General features: G+C 73.2%; 17 protein-coding genes. 5 read left to right on the top strand and 12 right to left on the bottom strand.

Features of this window, described 5'->3' with window-relative positions:
• The coding region (locus ABFY07_RS39350) for an outer membrane protein assembly factor BamB family protein (protein ID WP_346179069.1) at positions 1-1,305 on the top strand (1,305 nt) is incomplete at its 5' end.
• Positions 1,306-1,365: 60 nt separating this feature from the next.
• Here the strand turns inward: ABFY07_RS39350 and hisF are convergent.
• The 8 genes from hisF to hisD form a co-directional block, all read right to left on the bottom strand.
• Complete coding sequence (gene hisF, locus ABFY07_RS39345) at positions 1,366-2,139, bottom strand: imidazole glycerol phosphate synthase subunit HisF (RefSeq protein ID WP_346179068.1); 774 nt, start codon at positions 2,137-2,139, stop codon at positions 1,366-1,368.
• The gene (locus tag ABFY07_RS39340) at positions 2,136-2,543 is read right to left on the bottom strand and encodes a RidA family protein (RefSeq protein WP_065958523.1); all 408 of its coding nucleotides are present in this window, start codon (positions 2,541-2,543) and stop codon (positions 2,136-2,138) included. Before ABFY07_RS39340 ends, hisF begins: the two co-directional genes overlap by 4 nt.
• Positions 2,540-3,271 carry a bifunctional 1-(5-phosphoribosyl)-5-((5-phosphoribosylamino)methylideneamino)imidazole-4-carboxamide isomerase/phosphoribosylanthranilate isomerase PriA gene (priA, locus tag ABFY07_RS39335; RefSeq protein WP_346179067.1) on the bottom strand — a complete coding sequence of 244 codons (732 nt, stop codon included), beginning with the start codon at positions 3,269-3,271 and terminating at the stop codon, positions 2,540-2,542. Before priA ends, ABFY07_RS39340 begins: the two co-directional genes overlap by 4 nt.
• Positions 3,272-3,347: 76 nt before the next feature.
• Positions 3,348-3,992: an imidazole glycerol phosphate synthase subunit HisH gene (hisH, locus tag ABFY07_RS39330; protein WP_065958525.1), complete on the bottom strand. Its 645-nt coding sequence runs from the start codon at positions 3,990-3,992 to the stop codon at positions 3,348-3,350.
• The gene (locus ABFY07_RS39325) at positions 3,989-4,153 is read right to left on the bottom strand and encodes a hypothetical protein (RefSeq protein WP_170066523.1); all 165 of its coding nucleotides are present in this window, start codon (positions 4,151-4,153) and stop codon (positions 3,989-3,991) included. The genes hisH and ABFY07_RS39325 overlap by 4 nt, the downstream gene beginning before the upstream one ends.
• Before the next feature lie 109 nt (positions 4,154-4,262).
• Entirely contained in the window at positions 4,263-4,856 is a 594-nt protein-coding gene (gene hisB / locus ABFY07_RS39320) for an imidazoleglycerol-phosphate dehydratase HisB (RefSeq protein WP_065958526.1), read from the bottom strand.
• A complete protein-coding gene (locus ABFY07_RS39315) occupies positions 4,853-5,971 on the bottom strand; it encodes a histidinol-phosphate transaminase (protein ID WP_346179066.1) in 1,119 nt (372 codons plus the stop codon). The genes hisB and ABFY07_RS39315 overlap by 4 nt, the downstream gene beginning before the upstream one ends.
• A complete protein-coding gene (gene hisD, locus ABFY07_RS39310) occupies positions 5,968-7,293 on the bottom strand; it encodes a histidinol dehydrogenase (protein WP_346179065.1) in 1,326 nt (441 codons plus the stop codon). Before hisD ends, ABFY07_RS39315 begins: the two co-directional genes overlap by 4 nt.
• A 167-nt stretch (positions 7,294-7,460) precedes the next feature.
• Between hisD and ABFY07_RS39305 the strand changes: the two genes are divergently transcribed.
• Genes ABFY07_RS39305 through ybaK form a run of 3 tightly spaced genes read left to right on the top strand, consistent with a single transcriptional unit; the run spans position 7,461 to position 10,334 of the window.
• Entirely contained in the window at positions 7,461-9,056 is a 1,596-nt protein-coding gene (locus ABFY07_RS39305) for an oxidoreductase (protein ID WP_065958529.1), read from the top strand.
• A 33-nt stretch (positions 9,057-9,089) separates the two neighbouring features.
• Positions 9,090-9,830 carry an LON peptidase substrate-binding domain-containing protein gene (locus ABFY07_RS39300; protein ID WP_065958530.1) on the top strand — a complete coding sequence of 247 codons (741 nt, stop codon included), beginning with the start codon at positions 9,090-9,092 and terminating at the stop codon, positions 9,828-9,830.
• 12 nt (positions 9,831-9,842) lie between these two features.
• Positions 9,843-10,334 (top strand): Cys-tRNA(Pro) deacylase, encoded by a 492-nt coding sequence (gene ybaK / locus ABFY07_RS39295; RefSeq protein ID WP_346179064.1) that lies wholly within the window; start codon positions 9,843-9,845, stop codon positions 10,332-10,334.
• An 87-nt stretch (positions 10,335-10,421) separates the two neighbouring features.
• Here ybaK and ABFY07_RS39290 read toward each other — a convergent pair whose 3' ends face one another.
• From ABFY07_RS39290 to ABFY07_RS39275, 4 genes are all read right to left on the bottom strand, one after another.
• Complete coding sequence (locus tag ABFY07_RS39290) at positions 10,422-11,099, bottom strand: DUF2567 domain-containing protein (RefSeq protein WP_346179063.1); 678 nt, start codon at positions 11,097-11,099, stop codon at positions 10,422-10,424.
• A 59-nt stretch (positions 11,100-11,158) separates the two neighbouring features.
• Positions 11,159-12,013, bottom strand: a complete 855-nt coding sequence (locus tag ABFY07_RS39285) for an ABC transporter permease (protein WP_428837087.1) — start codon at positions 12,011-12,013, stop codon at positions 11,159-11,161.
• Between the two features lie 55 nt (positions 12,014-12,068).
• Positions 12,069-13,088, bottom strand: a complete 1,020-nt coding sequence (locus ABFY07_RS39280; RefSeq protein WP_346179062.1) for an ABC transporter ATP-binding protein — start codon at positions 13,086-13,088, stop codon at positions 12,069-12,071.
• 80 nt (positions 13,089-13,168) lie between these two features.
• Positions 13,169-14,527 (bottom strand): NYN domain-containing protein, encoded by a 1,359-nt coding sequence (locus tag ABFY07_RS39275; protein WP_346179061.1) that lies wholly within the window; start codon positions 14,525-14,527, stop codon positions 13,169-13,171.
• 275 nt (positions 14,528-14,802) lie between these two features.
• Here ABFY07_RS39275 and ABFY07_RS39270 point away from each other — a divergent pair, with 275 nt between their 5' ends.
• Positions 14,803-15,003: a hypothetical protein gene (locus tag ABFY07_RS39270; RefSeq protein WP_065958535.1), complete on the top strand. Its 201-nt coding sequence runs from the start codon at positions 14,803-14,805 to the stop codon at positions 15,001-15,003.
• Positions 15,004-15,086: the final 83 nt, after the last annotated feature.

The raw sequence follows: 15,086 nt of genomic DNA, 5'->3' as shown, positions 1-15,086 counted from the left end.
CCGTGGCCCCCGCCCCCGCCGCTGCTGCCGCGGCGCGGCGGCGGCAAGGTCGCGGCCGCCATCGCCCTCGCCGTCCTGCTGATCGCGGGCGGCATCGCGGTCGCGGTGGCCGGGCACGACACCTCGGACTCCGACGGCTCCGGCGGCCCCTCGGCGAAGCAGTCCGGGCCACCGGCGAACGCGCTGCACCAGAAGTGGCAGACGGAGCTGCCCGAGTCGCACGTCCTGGGCAACCTCAGCGGACTGCCCGCCCTGTGGACGACCAACCGCGGCCCCGTCTACGCCGACGACAACGGCGTACGCGCCTTCGACCCCGAGACCGGCAAGAAGCTGTGGACGGTGAAGACCCCCAAGGGGGCCAGCGAGGTGTGCGCCATCGCCCCGCAGCCGAACTCCGACGGTGTCGGCGCCGCCGTCTACGACGCGGGCGGCAACGACTGCGCGTACCTGGTCGTCTTCGACACCGAGACCGGACGGACCCTGTGGTCGAAGAACCTGTCGAGCGGCTACAAGACGGTCGCGCCGCACGTCCAGGTCAGCGACGACACGGTGATCGCCGGCATCGGCGGGGTGTCGGCGTACTCCATCTCCGGGGGCGCCAAGAAGTGGACGGTGTACTCGCGCGGCCGCGACTGCGGGAACGACATCGAGTGGTCCGCGGGCTATCTCGCCTACTCCAGCAGTTGCAGCGACGCCAAGCCGGAGAACCAGCTCAGCATCCTCGACCTGCGGTACGGGGACAACTGGAAGTTCCCGAACGAGAAGCGGGACGTGGAGCAGGTGGTGGGGGACGACCCGCTGACCCTGGTCCTGGTCGACCAGGAGGGCAACGACGACGAAAAGCGCTATCTGCAGACCTATACGGAAGACGGAAAGCCGGACAAGAGCTTCCGTCTGACGGGCAAGCTGGGGAACGTCCAGTTCGGAAACACGGAGCTCGTCGACAAGGACGCGTCGGTGCTGCTGTCCAACTACGGCACCACCTCGGGCCTGGGGGCCACCGACCTCAAGACCGGCGAGGTGCTGTGGTCCAAGAAGAACACCCGGCAGGTCGGCATGGAGGACGGCAAGGTGCTCGCCCTGAAGGCGGCACGTCAGCTGGGCGGGGACCCGACGCTCGTCTCCCTCGGGCTACGGGACGGCAAGGAGCGGTCCCGGGGCGTGCTCTACACGCCGGGGCACTCGCTGAACCGTGTCGACATGATGAGCGTCGGCACATGGGGGGACAAGCTGTATGTGATCGGCCATCCGCTCGATGACCCCAAGCGCAAGCTGGTGCTGCGCGCCTTCGACATCGGGCGCTGAGCCGGGGCCCGGCGCTCCGGGCGGCGGCACGGCCGGCCGCCCGGAGGCCTGAGGCCAGGCCTACAGCCGCACCGGGTGCCCCGCCTCCCGCAGCGCCTCCTTGACCTGCCCGATGCGCAGATCGCCGAAGTGGAAGACCGAGGCCGCGAGGACCGCGTCCGCGCCCGCCGCGATCGCCGGGGGGAAGTCGGAGAGCTTCCCCGCGCCGCCGCTGGCGATGACCGGGACGGTGACGTGCTTGCGGACGGCCTCGATCATGGCCGTGTCGTAGCCGTCCTTGGTGCCGTCGGCGTCCATCGAGTTCAGCAGGATCTCCCCCGCCCCCAGCTCGGCCGCCCGCTGGGCCCACTCGACGGCGTCGACGCCGGTGCCACGGCGGCCGCCGTGGGTGGTGACCTCGTAGCCGGAGGAGGTGACCGTGCCCTCCTGGCAGCGCCGGGCGTCGACGGACAGGACGAGGACCTGGCTGCCGAAGCGCTCGGCGATCTCCCGGATCAGCTCGGGCCGGGCGATGGCCGCCGTGTTCACGCCGACCTTGTCGGCGCCCGCGCGCAGCAGCTTGTCCACGTCCTCCACGGTGCGGACGCCGCCGCCCACGGTGAGCGGGATGAAGACCTGCTCCGCGGTGCGGCGCACCACGTCGTACGTGGTCTCGCGGTTGCCGGAGGAGGCCGTGATGTCGAGGAAGGTCAGCTCGTCGGCGCCCTCCTCGCCATAGACCTTGGCCATCTCGACGGGGTCGCCGGCGTCCCGCAGGTTCTGGAAGTTGACTCCCTTGACGACCCGGCCGTTGTCCACGTCCAGGCAGGGGATGACTCGGACCGCCAGGGTCATGTCGCGTCGGCTCCTCGGAATGCTTCTACTTCGACTTCCACCAGGACGCGCGAGTCGACGAAACCGGAGACCACGACCAGGGTCGCGGCGGGGCGCACGGCGTCGAAGAGCTCCTTGTGGGCGCGTCCCACCTCGTCCACATCGCGCGCGTGGGTGAGGTACATGCGGGTACGGATGACCGATTCGACGCCGAGGTCGAACTTCCGCAGCGCGTCCAGCGCGTTCCGGAAGGCGGCCAGCGTCTGCTCGTACGGATCGCCCTCGCCCTGGAGGACCCCGCCCACCAGCGGCATCGTCCCGGAGACGAGGACCCGGTCGCCGGCCGCGACGGCCCGGGCGAAGCCGATGGTCTCCTCCCACGGGCTGTCCGCCTGGACACGCCGGACACTCTCGGGTGAGCTCATACGGAAACCGCCTCCAACGCCTCTTCCAAGGTGAACGCCTTGGCGTAGAGCGCCTTCCCGACGATGGCGCCCTCCACGCCCTCCGGCACCAGGGTCGCAAGGGCGCGCAGATCGTCAAGGGAGGAAACGCCGCCCGAGGCGACGACCGGCTTGTCGGTCGCGGCGCACACGTTCTTCAGCAGCTCCAGGTTGGGCCCCTGGAGGGTGCCGTCCTTGGCGATGTCGGTGACGACGTAGCGCGCGCAGCCCTCGGAGTCCAGGCGGGCCAGCGTCTCGTACAGGTCGCCGCCGTCGCGGGTCCAGCCGCGGCCGCGCAGGGTGATGCCGCGGACGTCGAGGCCCACGGCGATGCGGTCCCCGTACTCGGCGATGATCTTGGCGACCCACTCGGGGGACTCCAGCGCGGCGGTGCCCAGGTTGACGCGGGTGCAGCCGGTGGCGAGGGCGGCGGCGAGCGAGGCGTCGTCGCGGATGCCGCCGGACAGCTCGACCTTGATGTCCATGGTGGCCACGACTTCGGCGATCCGCTCGCGGTTGTCGCCGGTGCCGAAGGCCGCGTCGAGGTCCACCAGGTGCAGCCACTCCGCGCCGGCCCGCTGCCAGGCGAGGGCGGCCTCCAGCGGGTCGCCGTAGGACGTCTCGGAGCCGGACTCGCCGTGGACAAGGCGTACGGCCTGGCCGTCGCGGACATCGACGGCGGGGAGGAGTTCGAGGCGGTGGGTGCGCATGGGGGACCTTACGGTGAGGGCTACGGGGCTGTGAGGGCTGTGAGGCTTGCGGAGTTGACGGGTGCGGCCGGGCCGGTCAGAGCGTGTCCAGCCAGTTGCGCAGCAGCTGCGCCCCGGCGTCGCCGGACTTCTCGGGATGGAACTGGGTCGCCCACAGCGGCCCGTTCTCGACCGCGGCGACGAACGGCTCGCCGTGGGTGGCCCAGGTGACCTTGGGGGCCGCGATCTTCGGGTTGGTGACCTCGAGCTCCCAGGTGCGGACCGCGTAGGAGTGGACGAAGTAGTAGCGGGCGTCCTCGTCCAGGCCCGCGAAGAGCCGGGAGTCCTCGGGGGCCTTCACCGTGTTCCAGCCCATGTGGGGGACGACGGGCGCGTTCAGCTGCTCGACGGTGCCGGGCCACTCGTCCAGGCCCTCGGCCTCCACGCCGTGCTCGATGCCGCGCCCGAAGAGGATCTGCATGCCCACGCAGATGCCCATGACGGGGCGCCCGCCGGCCAGCCGGCGCTCCACCAGCCAGTCGCCGCGGGCCTCCCGCAGCCCCTTCATGCAGGCGGCGAAGGCGCCGACCCCGGGGACCAGCAGGCCGTCGGCGGCGGCGGCGCGGTCGTAGTCACGGGTGATCTCCACATCGGCGCCGACGTGGGCGAGGGCCCGCTCGGCGGACCGTACGTTGCCGAAGCCGTAGTCGAAGACGACGACCTTCTTGGCGCCCGTGCTCAATTCCACACCTCCAGCCGAAGGATCCCAGCGGTGAGCGACATCGCCGCCCCGATGCCGAGCAGCACGATCACGCTCCTGGGCAGGCCCTGCTTGACGAAGGAGATGACCCCGCCGAGCAGGAACAGACCGAGAACGATGAAGACAGTGGACAGACCGCTCACAGCATCATTCCGTTCGCCCCGCCGCGGCAGCGGCTGATGTCACGGTCGCCCACGCGGCGAAAGCGCGGCTTGCGTGTCGTCTGCGGCCGGGCGGCCGCGTGTGCGTCGCTCACAGCGCGCCCTTCGTGGAGGGGAGGATTCCGGCGGCCCGCGGGTCGCGCTCGCTCGCGTAGCGCAGGGCTCGCGCCAGCGCCTTGAACTGGCATTCGACGATGTGGTGGGCGTTGCGCCCGTACGGGACGTGGACGTGCAGGGCGATCTGCGCCTGCGCGACGAAGGACTCCAGGATGTGCCGGGTCATCGTCGTGTCGTACGTGCCGATCATCGGCGCCATGTTCTCCGGCTCGCTGTGCACCAGGTACGGGCGGCCCGAGAGGTCGACGGTCACCTGGGCCAGCGACTCGTCCAGCGGCACCGTGCAGTTGCCGAAGCGGTAGATCCCCACCTTGTCGCCGAGCGCCTGCTTGAAGGCGGCGCCGAGCGCGAGGGCGGTGTCCTCGATGGTGTGGTGGGTGTCGATGTGCAGGTCGCCCTCGGTCTTGACGGTGAGGTCGAAGAGACCGTGGCGGCCGAGCTGGTCGAGCATGTGGTCGTAGAAGCCGACGCCCGTCGAGACGTCGACCTGGCCGGTGCCGTCGAGATCGATCTCGACGAGGACCGAGGTTTCCTTGGTGGTGCGCTCCACACGGCCCACGCGGGTCATGCGCTTGTCTCCTTCATCAGCTCGCGTACCGCGTCGAGGAACGCGTCGTTCTCGGCCGGGGTGCCCGCGGTGACCCGCAGCATGCCCGGTACGCCGTTGTCACGGACCAGGACCCCCCGCTCCAGCAGGGCCTGCCACGCCGCGTGGGCGTCCTCGAAGCGGCCGAACTGTACGAAGTTGGCGTCCGACTCGGTCACCTCGCAGCCGAGCGCGCGCAACTCGCTCACCAGCCGGTCCCGCTCGGCCTTGAGTGTCTCGACGTACCCGAGCAGCGTATCGGTGTGCTCGAGGGCGGCCAGCGCGGTGGCCTGGGTGACGGCGGACAGGTGGTAGGGCAGCCGGACCAGCTGGACGGCGTCGACCACCGCCGGGTCGGCGGCGAGGTAGCCGAGCCGCAGCCCGGCCGCGCCGAAGGCCTTGGACATCGTCCGGGAGAGGACCAGCCGGGGGCGTCCCTCGATCAGCGGCAGCAGCGAGGGACGGTGGCTGAACTCCCCGTACGCCTCGTCGATCACCACGAGCGCCCCCGCCGCGTCCGCCCGCGCCGCCTGCGCGGCGTCGTGGAGGGCCAGCACGGTCTCGGCCTCGACGGCGGTGCCGGTCGGGTTGTTCGGCGAGGTGATGAAGACGACGTCGGGGCGGTGCTCGGCGATGGCGGCGCGGGCCGCGTCGACATCGATGGTGTAGTCCGCGTTCCGGGGGCCGGAGATCCAGCCGGTGCCGGTGCCGCGCGAGATCAGGGCGTGCATCGAGTACGAGGGCTCGAAGCCGATGGCCGTGCGCCCGGGCCCGCCGAAGGTCTGCAGGAGTTGCTGCAGCACCTCGTTGGACCCGTTGGCGGCCCACACGTTGGCCACGGAGACCTGGTGCCCGGCCGTGCGGGTCAGATATCCGGCCAGCTCCGTGCGCAGCTCGATCGCGTCCCGGTCCGGGTAGCGGTTGAGGTGGCGGGCCGCCTCGGCGACCCGCTCGGTGATCCGCGCCACCAGCTCCTCGGGCAGCGGATACGGGTTCTCGTTGGTGTTCAGCCGCACCGGCACATCGAGCTGCGGGGCGCCGTACGGGGACTTGCCGCGCAGCTCGTCCCGGATGGGGAGGTCGTCGATCCCGGTCACTTGTCGCCCGGCACCTTCCAGTCGAACCTTGCCTTCACCGCCGCGCCGTGGGCGGGCAGGTCCTCCGCCTCGGCGAGCGTCACCACATGCCCGGCGACCTCCGCCAGCGCCTGGCGGGTGTAGTCGACGACGTGGATGCCGCGCAGGAAGGACTGCACCGAGAGTCCCGAGGAGTGGCAGGCGCAGCCGCCGGTGGGCAGGACGTGGTTGGACCCCGCCGCGTAGTCGCCGAGGCTGACGGGCGCGTACGGCCCGACGAAGACGGCGCCGGCGTTGCGCACCCGGGCCGCGACCCGGGCCGCGTCCCTGGTCTGGATCTCCAGGTGCTCGGCGGCGTAGGCGTCCACGACCGCCAGGCCCTGCTCCAGGCCGTCGACCAGCACGATGCCGGACTGCCGGCCGGCGAGCGCGGGGCGGATCCGCTCCTCGGCGTGCTTGGTCGCGGCGACCTGCGCGTCCAGCTCCTTCTCGACCGCCGCGGCCAGCTCCTCGGAGTCGGTGACGAGCACCGAGGCGGCCAGCGGGTCGTGCTCGGCCTGGCTGATCAGGTCGGCGGCGACGTGCACCGGGTCGGCGGTGGTGTCGGCGAGGATCGCGATCTCGGTGGGGCCGGCCTCGGCGTCGATGCCGATCCGCCCCTTGAGCAGCCGCTTGGCCGCGGCCACATAGATGTTTCCCGGCCCGGTGACCAGGGAGACCGGGCGGCACTCCTCGGTGCCGTAGGCGAACATGGCGACGGCCTGGGCGCCGCCCGCCGCGTACACCTCGTCCACGCCGAGCAGCTCGCAGGCGGCCAGGATGGTGGGGTGCGGCAGCCCGCCGAACTCACTCTGCGGCGGCGAGGCGACGGCCATCGAGCCGACCCCGGCCTCCTGCGCGGGCACCACGTTCATCACCACGGAGGACGGGTAGACCGACCGACCGCCCGGAACGTAGAGCCCCACCCGCTCGACCGGCACCCACCGCTCGGTGACCGTGCCGCCCGGCACGACCCGCGTGGTGTGGTCGGTGCGCCGCTGCTCGCGGTGGACCAGCCGGGCGCGCCGGATGGACTCCTCCAGGGCGGCCCGCACGGCCGGGTCCAGCTCCGTGAGGGCGCGCGTCAGCGCCTCCCGGGGGACCCGCACCCGCTCGATGGTCACCCCGTCGAACCGCCGCGCATAGTCGATCAGCGCCGCGGTGCCGCGATGGCGCACGTCGTCGCAGATGGGACGCACCTTCTCCAGGGCGGCCTCGACGTCGAGCTCGGCACGGGGCAGCAGGTCGCGGTCGATCCCGCCTTCCGGGAAGGCGGCGCCGCGCAGATCGATTCGGGAGATCACGCGATCAATTGTCTCAGACCCGCACCGGCGGCCCGCCCCCCGTATCAGTCAGTGATACGTACCGCTGCCGGACGGTCTAAGTTGACTCTGACCGCGAGCGTTCAAGCGGTTACTCAGCGGGAATGGGGATCCGTACGGGGGTACGGAGAACAGGAGGGGACACGGCTGTGACCGAGCCACACGACGGCGATCCACCCCCGGGGCTCGACCTGACCACCGCGGAGTGGGGCATGTGGCAGGCGTTCCGCAACGGCAGCACCCACGATCTGCGCACCGCCCACCCCCAGCGGAACGACCCCTCCGGCCCCTACGCCTGGGGGCCCGAGCGCAGCGTGCGCGCCCGGGTCGTCGCCCTCCTGCTGCTCGACGGCCCCACCCCGCAGCCGGGCCGGGTCGCCGCGCTCAAGCTCAACGGGGTGCACATCACGGGCCAGCTCGACCTGGCCGGCGGCACCATCGAGCCGTACGTGGAGATGAAGAACTGCCGCTTCGAGCAGGAGGTGCTGCTCCCCGAGACGAGCTTCACCACCCTCCGCCTGGTCGGCTGCGCGCTGCCGCGGCTGGAGGGGGCCCGGCTGCGCACCGAGGGCGATCTGCATCTGCCGCGCTGTGTGGTGGAGCACGGCATCCGGCTCACCGACGCCCACATCGGCACGGACCTGCTGCTCAACCAGTTAGTGGTGCGCCGCGACCGGCGGGGCCTGTCGATCAGCGCCGACGGACTGACCGTCGGCCAGGACCTCCAGGCCGAGATGATCGAGTCGCACGGCGAGCTGAGGCTGCGCGGCGCGCAGATCGGCGTGTCGCTCAGCCTGCGCGGCGCCCAGCTGCGCAACCCCTACGGGCGCCACGCGCTGAACGCGCCGCAGCTGACCGTCGAGCGCAGCCTCTACCTCACCGCCGCCGGGGTGGCGAACTACTCGGGCGGCGCCACCCCGCCGTACGGCACCAGCAACACGCCGACCCGGGGCACCCGCATCCAGCGCTTCGAGTGCGAGGGCGGGATACGGCTGGACGACGGGCGGTTCGGCGACGCGGTCGACTTCGACCAGGCCCGCTTCGTCATGGAGAACGACCAGGAGCTGTCGCTGCGCCGCATCCAGACGCCCGAGCTGCGGTTCGTCGGCGAGCGGCCGCAGCGGGGGCGGGTGATCCTCTCCGGCGCGCGGGTGGTCAACCTGGTTGACAAGTCGGTGAGCTGGCCGGGCCCCGGCGGCCTGGCGATGGCGGGCTTCTCGTACGAGTGTCTGATACCGGTCGGCCACTTCCCGCTGTCGCGGCGGCTGGAGTGGGTGGCGGCCGCCACCCCCGAGTTCTCCCGGGGCCCGTACGAGATGCTGGCCCAGGCGATGCGCAGCAGCGGCGAGGACTCGGAGGCGCGCGAGGTGCTGCTCGCCAAGGAGCGCCGGCGCCGGGAGACGCTGCCGCTGGCCGGAAAGCTGTGGGGCTACCTCCAGGACTGGACCGTGGCCTACGGCTACCGCCCGGGCCGGGCCGCGGTGTGGATGGCGGTCCTGTGGGCGATCGGCTCGGTGTTCTTCGCCCACAACCGACCGGAGGCCATCAAACCGGCCGAGTCGCCCCACTGGAACGCCTCCCTGTACACCCTGGACCTGCTGCTCCCGGTGATCGATCTGGGCCAGGACGGCTACTGGAAACCCGACGGCGCGGTCCAGTGGGCGGCCATCGTGACCATCATGCTCGGCTGGGTCCTGGCCACCACGGTCGCCGCCGGAGCCTCCCGGCTGCTGCGCCGCCAGTGATCGGAGCGCGCGGGACGACTAGGCTTAACGCCCGTGACCTCCGCGCGCCTTCCGCTCTTCCCGCTGAACACGGTGCTGTTCCCGGGGCTCGTCATGCCCCTGAACGTCTTCGAGCAGCGGTATCGCGCCATGATGCGCGACCTGTTGGCGCTGCCCGAGGACGTGCCGCGCCGCTTCGGCGTCATCGCCATCCGGGACGGCCGCGAGGTCGCGACGACCGCCGTCGGCCTGCCCGATCCCACCGCCGAGCCCGAGCGCGGCGCGGCGGCGGGGTTCGGCCCGGACCCGATGAAGTCCTTCCACGCCGTGGGCTGCGTCGCGGACGCGGCCACCATCCGGAAGCAGAAGGACGGCACCTTCGAGGTGCTCGCCACCGGCACCACCCGCTTCGAGCTGCGCTCGGTCGACGCCTCGGGCCCGTACCTGACGGCCGAGATCGACGAGCTCGACGAGAAGCCGGGGGACGGCGCCGGGGCGCTGGCCTCCGGGGTCGTACGCGCCTTCCGGACCTACCAGAAGCGGCTGGCCGGCGCCCGCGAGCGGACCCTGGCCGCCCAGCAGGACCTGCCCGACGAGCCGTCCGTGCTGTCCTACCTGGTCGCGGCCGCCGCCGTGCTGGACACGCCCGCCAAGCAGCGGCTGCTCCAGGCCCCCGACACCGCGAGCCGGCTGGCGGAGGAGCTGAAACTGCTGCGCGCGGAGAGCGCGGTCATCGGTAAGCTCCCCTCGCTTCCGGCGGTCGATCTGACCCGCCACCCCACCAGCCCGAACTGAGCCCCCACCGAGATGGCCAAGAAGAAGACCTCCGCCGGCACCCCGGCCACCACCGCCCTGACCGCCGCCGGCACCGCCTTCACGCTCCACGCGTACGAGCACGACCCGGCGGCCCCCTCGTACGGCGAGGAGGCCGCGCAGGCCCTCGGCGTGGACCCGGCCCGGGTCTTCAAGACCCTCGTCGCGAGCGTCGACGGCGGCCTCACCGTCGCGGTCGTGCCCGTCTCCGCCACGCTCGACCTCAAGGCCCTCGCGGCGGCGGTGGGCGGCAAGCGCGCGGCCATGGCGGATCCGGCGGCGGCCGAGCGCGCCACGGGCTATGTGCTGGGCGGGATCTCCCCGCTCGGGCAGCGCAAGCGCCTGCCCACCGCGCTGGACGCGTCGGCCTCCGAGCACGCGACGATCTGCGTCTCGGCGGGGCGGCGCGGGCTGGAGGTCGAGCTGTCGCCGGGGGACCTCGCGGCCCTCACGGACGCGGTGCTGGCACCCATCGCGCGGTTCTAGCCCCTTTTTCAGGGCTCGGTTCTCCCCCAGCTACCGCTGGGAGGTGCCCCCGGCCAACGGCGAGCTGGGCCGACCGCCCCGCACCGCTCAGCCGGCCGGCTGCGCCGGCTCTTCGTCTCGGGGCCCGAACAGCGCGGTGAGCCCCAGGTGGACCGCCATGGCCGCGAACGACCAGGCCAGCAGTGCCCCCTTGGCGCCCAGCTTCAGCGGGGCGTCGAATGTCACGTTCCGGCCCACGTCCTTGGCGTGCGCCTTGATGTCGGCCGCGGGCCCGAGCCACACCCCCAGCCGCCAGGCGATCACGGACGCGAGCACCCCGCCGATCGCGAGACCCACGACCAGCGCGATGCCGCCCCGCCGGAAGAACCAGAAGACGACGGCCGCGGACACGGCCCCGAAGGCCAGCGCCCACAGTGTGAACACCCCGTCCGCGCCCATCGCCTGCTCGCCCTCGGCGTCCTTCGGGTAGATCCCGTCACCGATCCAGACCAGCGGCACCCGCGGCGCGAGCCACAGCCACACCAGCCCGAGCAGCACCCCGCTCACCGCCACCCCGATCGCCACCAGCGCCGCCTGCACCAGCTCGGCGCGCAGCTCGGGACCGGGCTCGGAGGGGTCCGGAGCCGAGGAGCCCGGCTCGGAGGGGTCCGGGGCGGAGTGGTCCGGAGCGGACGGGTGGGGCACAGCACCTCCAGGCGGGGACTGGTCGTGCGGCAGGGACTGATGGGGCTGAGGCCGGTCGTGCGGAGTCAACGGTGCGGTCACCCCGTCATGGTGCCAGGCGACGGGCGTCCACCGGTCGGCGGGAGGCCCGCCGCGCCGCGTCACCGCACGGCTGCCCGGCGGTAGGCCCAGGTCGCCGCGGTCAGCGAGACCACCGCCACGGCCGCGCACACACCGAGGTCGGCGCAGACCACCAGCCAGTCGGGGCTGCTGTCGAAGGACCGCGCCAGCGCCTCCACACCGTACGTCGAGGGCAGCGCGTCACGCGCGTACGACACCACGGCGGGCATCCGCTCGGCGGGCAGCACGCCCAGCAGCAGCGCGGCCGACATGCCCAACTGCCCGCAGAGCGTGGCGAGTTCCTGACGCGGCGCGAGCAGCCCGAGCGCCGCGCCCAGGCCCGCCAGGGCCGCCCCGGACAGCGGGATCACCGCCACCAGCACCCACAGATGCGCCATCGGGAGCTGGAACAGCGCGCTCCCCACCACGGCGGTGACCGCCGTCCCGGGCGCGGTGAAGGACGCGTACGCGGCGGCCGCGCCGAGCACGACGGCGGCGGGCGGCACCGGCAGGGTCGCGTAGTGGTCGAGCCCGCCGCTCGCCCGGAGCTGGCCGAAGTACTGCGCCAGCAGGTTCAGCGCGACGAACGCCACGACCAGCACGCTGGACCCGGCGACCACGGACCGCGCCTCCACCCCGCCGTCCACGACCCCGCGCATCAGGATCATGATCCCCACGGACTGGAAGGTCGCGACGAACAGCAGCGGTATCCGCGCCACCCGGGCCCGGGACAGCTGCGCCCGGTAGACGGCGGCCAGCGCGGGCAGCAGCCGCGCCCGCGCCGCCAGCGGGGCGGGTACGGCGTCGCCGCCGGGCCGGGGCGCCCCGCCGGCCGGGGCGCCGGCCCCGGAACGGGCGTCTTCGCCGGACACGGCCTCCGCGGGCACGACACTCACCTTGCGCTGCTCCTGTTCCCGGCGATTGCTCTTCCCCCGGTTTCCGCCCTGGTCGTCACGCCTTCACCAGCCCCTCCGCCCCCTCCGAGCGGCCGCCCAGCGCGAGATAGACGTCCTCCAGGCTAGGGGTCGCGAGCGTGAAGTCGTCGAGCGCGGCGAAGGCGGGACCGCCGGTCACCGTGGCGATCGCGGCCCGGGCCTGCTCCGGGGCCATCCGCAGCGTCCAGCGCCGCCCGGAGGCCCGGGCGGCCTCCCGCAGCGCGGCGACCCCGGGCGCGTCGAGCGGCGGCTCGTCGCGCCACACCAGCTCCACCCGGACCTCGTCGGCGACCAGCGCCTTCAGCCCGGCCGGGGTGTCGCAGGCGATCACCCGGCCGCGCTCCAGCACCGCCACCCGGTCCAGCACGGTCTCCGCCTCGATCACATTGTGGGTGACCAGCAGCACGGTCACCCCCCGCTCGGCCCGCCGCCGGTCCACGGCCGCCCACACGGCCCGCCGGGCGACGGGGTCCATTCCGGTGGTCGGCTCGTCCAGCACCAGCAGCGGCCGCTCCCCCACCAGGGCGGCGGCCAGGCAGGCCAGCCGCCGCTGACCGCCGGAGAGCTTCTTGAGCGGGCGCCCGGCGAGCTCGCCGAGCCCCAGCTCCTCGATCACCGCGTCCCGCTCGGCGCGGGCCGCCCGGAGGTCGAGCCCGCGCAGCCGGCCCGTCGTCTCGGCGGCGAGGGCGACGGTCAGCTCGTCCAGCGCGGTCGAGTCCTGCCCCAGATAGCCGAGCAGGCGCGCCGCGCGCTCGGGGTGGCGTACGAGGTCGTGGCCGAGGACGTGGACGCTGCCGTCGTCGGGGCGGAGCAGCCCGGTGAGCTGGCGCACCAGGGTGGACTTCCCGGCGCCGTTCGGGCCGAGCAGCCCGAACACCTCGCCGCGGCGCACCTCGAGGTCGATGCCGTCGCTCGCGCGGACGGCGGGCGCGGCGGGCACGCCCCGGCGGCCGCGCGCGGCCGGATAGGTCTTGACCAGCCCGCGCACGGCGCACACCACATCGCCGCCCGCGGCCTGTTTCGCGCCCGTCCTCACGAGCTATGAGGGTACGCGCCCAATCACCCACCCTTGCTCTCAGGGTCCGGTGGGGGCGTGGGCCGCGGGCTCCGTCCGGCCTACTCGGCCGCCGGGGAGTGCTCCGCGGCGGTGCGGGTGTCGATCTCGCGCCAGAAGCCCGCGCGGATGGCGTAGCGGTCGTGCTCGTCGATCTGGTCGTCCTTGTGGGCGAGCAGTCCGAAGCGGGCGGCGTAGCGCAGCAGTTCCCCGTCGATGCGGTGGGGGATGCGCGGGTACTCGGTGGAGAGCTGCTGGAGGTGGCCGGGGTCGGAGAGCCGCTCGATCCAGCGCCGCGCGAAGACCTGGCCCACCTCGAAGGGGTCGCCGCTGACGGTGGTGATGTCCTCCTCGCGGTCGGCCCAGCGCTGCTCGGGGCTGGTGAGCTGGGCCAGCATGGGCAGCCCGGCGGTCTCCGGCGGCTCGCCGAGCCCCGTGCCCGGGCCGCGGTCGATCCAGCCCTTGTCGGAGGACCAGCGCAGGGTGGCGCTGGGCGCGGGGTGGGACGGGTGGCCGCCGGCGGGGCCGCGGCCGAGGTCGGCGAGGTCCTTGGGGGTGGGCACGCCTCTGCCGCCGGGGGCGGAGCCGGCCTCGGAGCCGGTCGTGGCCGCCCCGCCGCCCGGGCCGGCGGGGCCGGAGCGGTCGTCCCGGGCGGGGTCGGCGGGCGTCCTGCCGGGGCCGCGGGCGGGCGCGGTGCCCGGCCGGGTGGCGCCGTTGCGGCCCGGCGCCAGGTCCCCGGCGACGCCGGAGACCCCGGAGATGCCGCTCACCGCCCCGGCGGCGGCCGCGGCGGCGGTCTCGGGCAGCGGCGCGGAGAGGATGGCCGCGATCTCCGGGCGGGGCTCGGAGGCGGGCGCGCACGCCCCGGTGAGGTCCTTGGCGCGGACGGCCCGGGTGATCCAGGCGCGGTCCAGGACGCGCCGCTCGTCGGCCTCGGCGACCAGGTCCTCGGACTGGTTGTAGTCGCCGTCGGCGGCCTGGACGGCCCACAGATGGACGGCCACGCCGTGTTCCTTGGCGGACATCAGGCCGGGCAGCAGGTCGCCGTCGCCGGTGACGAGGACGATGTCGGAGCAGGCGCGGTTGCGGGCGAGCTCGGTGAGCTCGGCGTGCATGGCGGCGTCCACGCCCTTCTGCGCCCAGCGGCCGTCGCTGCGGGTCAGGGCGCCCAGCCGGACGGTGACGCGGGGCATCACGCGCAGCCGCCGGTGCTCGGGCTGGGGGACGCGGTCGGGTGCTCCGTCGAACCAGTAGATGCGCAGCAACGGCCGCTCGGTCTCGGCTTCGGCGCGCTCACGCAGTCCCTGGATAAGGGTCGCGTGGTCCACGGAGATGCGGGACCGGGCGGGCTCCCCGGCGAGCAGGCTCGCGGCGGCGCCCAGCAGATAACCGGCGTCCACCAGGACGACGCAGCGGTCCACGTTCCACCCTCTTTCCTGAAGTCCAGTCCTCGGTCGCCCCCCGTGCACAGCCGTGCCTCGATTTCTCGCTTTCGGCCTCATGTGGAGTCTGCCCGACGCGACGGCGGTTATCAGTCCGAACTGGATCACTGGCGTGGCGGATACGGCCTACCCTCGAAGACCCTCCTTCTCACTCACCGTAATTGCCCGAAATGCAGCCTTCGCTCGGACGTGCCACTGTTCTTCCCGAAGGGCTCTTCCCCTCGGGGGCCGATCCCAACTGGAGGCACAGCACCATGGCCAAGAACAAGAACCGCGACCGCAAGCAGCAGGAACAGCAGCAGCGCCAGAGCCGCGGTACGGCCGACCGCCAGAGCGAGCAGACGCAACGCCCCTCGATGGACGGGCAGTCGCACGCCATGCAGTCGGAGGGCGGCCCCGCGGCCCCCTCGGCCGCCGCCCGTAAGGACCGGCAGAAGAGCTTCGGCCACAACTGATCGCCGAACGGATCGCTGTCACAGAGCGATTGAGGGGCGCGCCCGGTCCGGGCGCGCCCCTTTCATGAGCCGGTCTTCCGGAG

This window comes from Streptomyces sparsogenes subsp. cuspidosporus (assembly GCF_039532705.1).
GTDB lineage: Bacteria > Actinomycetota > Actinomycetes > Streptomycetales > Streptomycetaceae > Streptomyces > Streptomyces sparsogenes.
The sequence above is the reverse complement of the archived record's forward strand: the minus strand, read 5'-3'. Positions and strand labels throughout refer to the sequence as shown.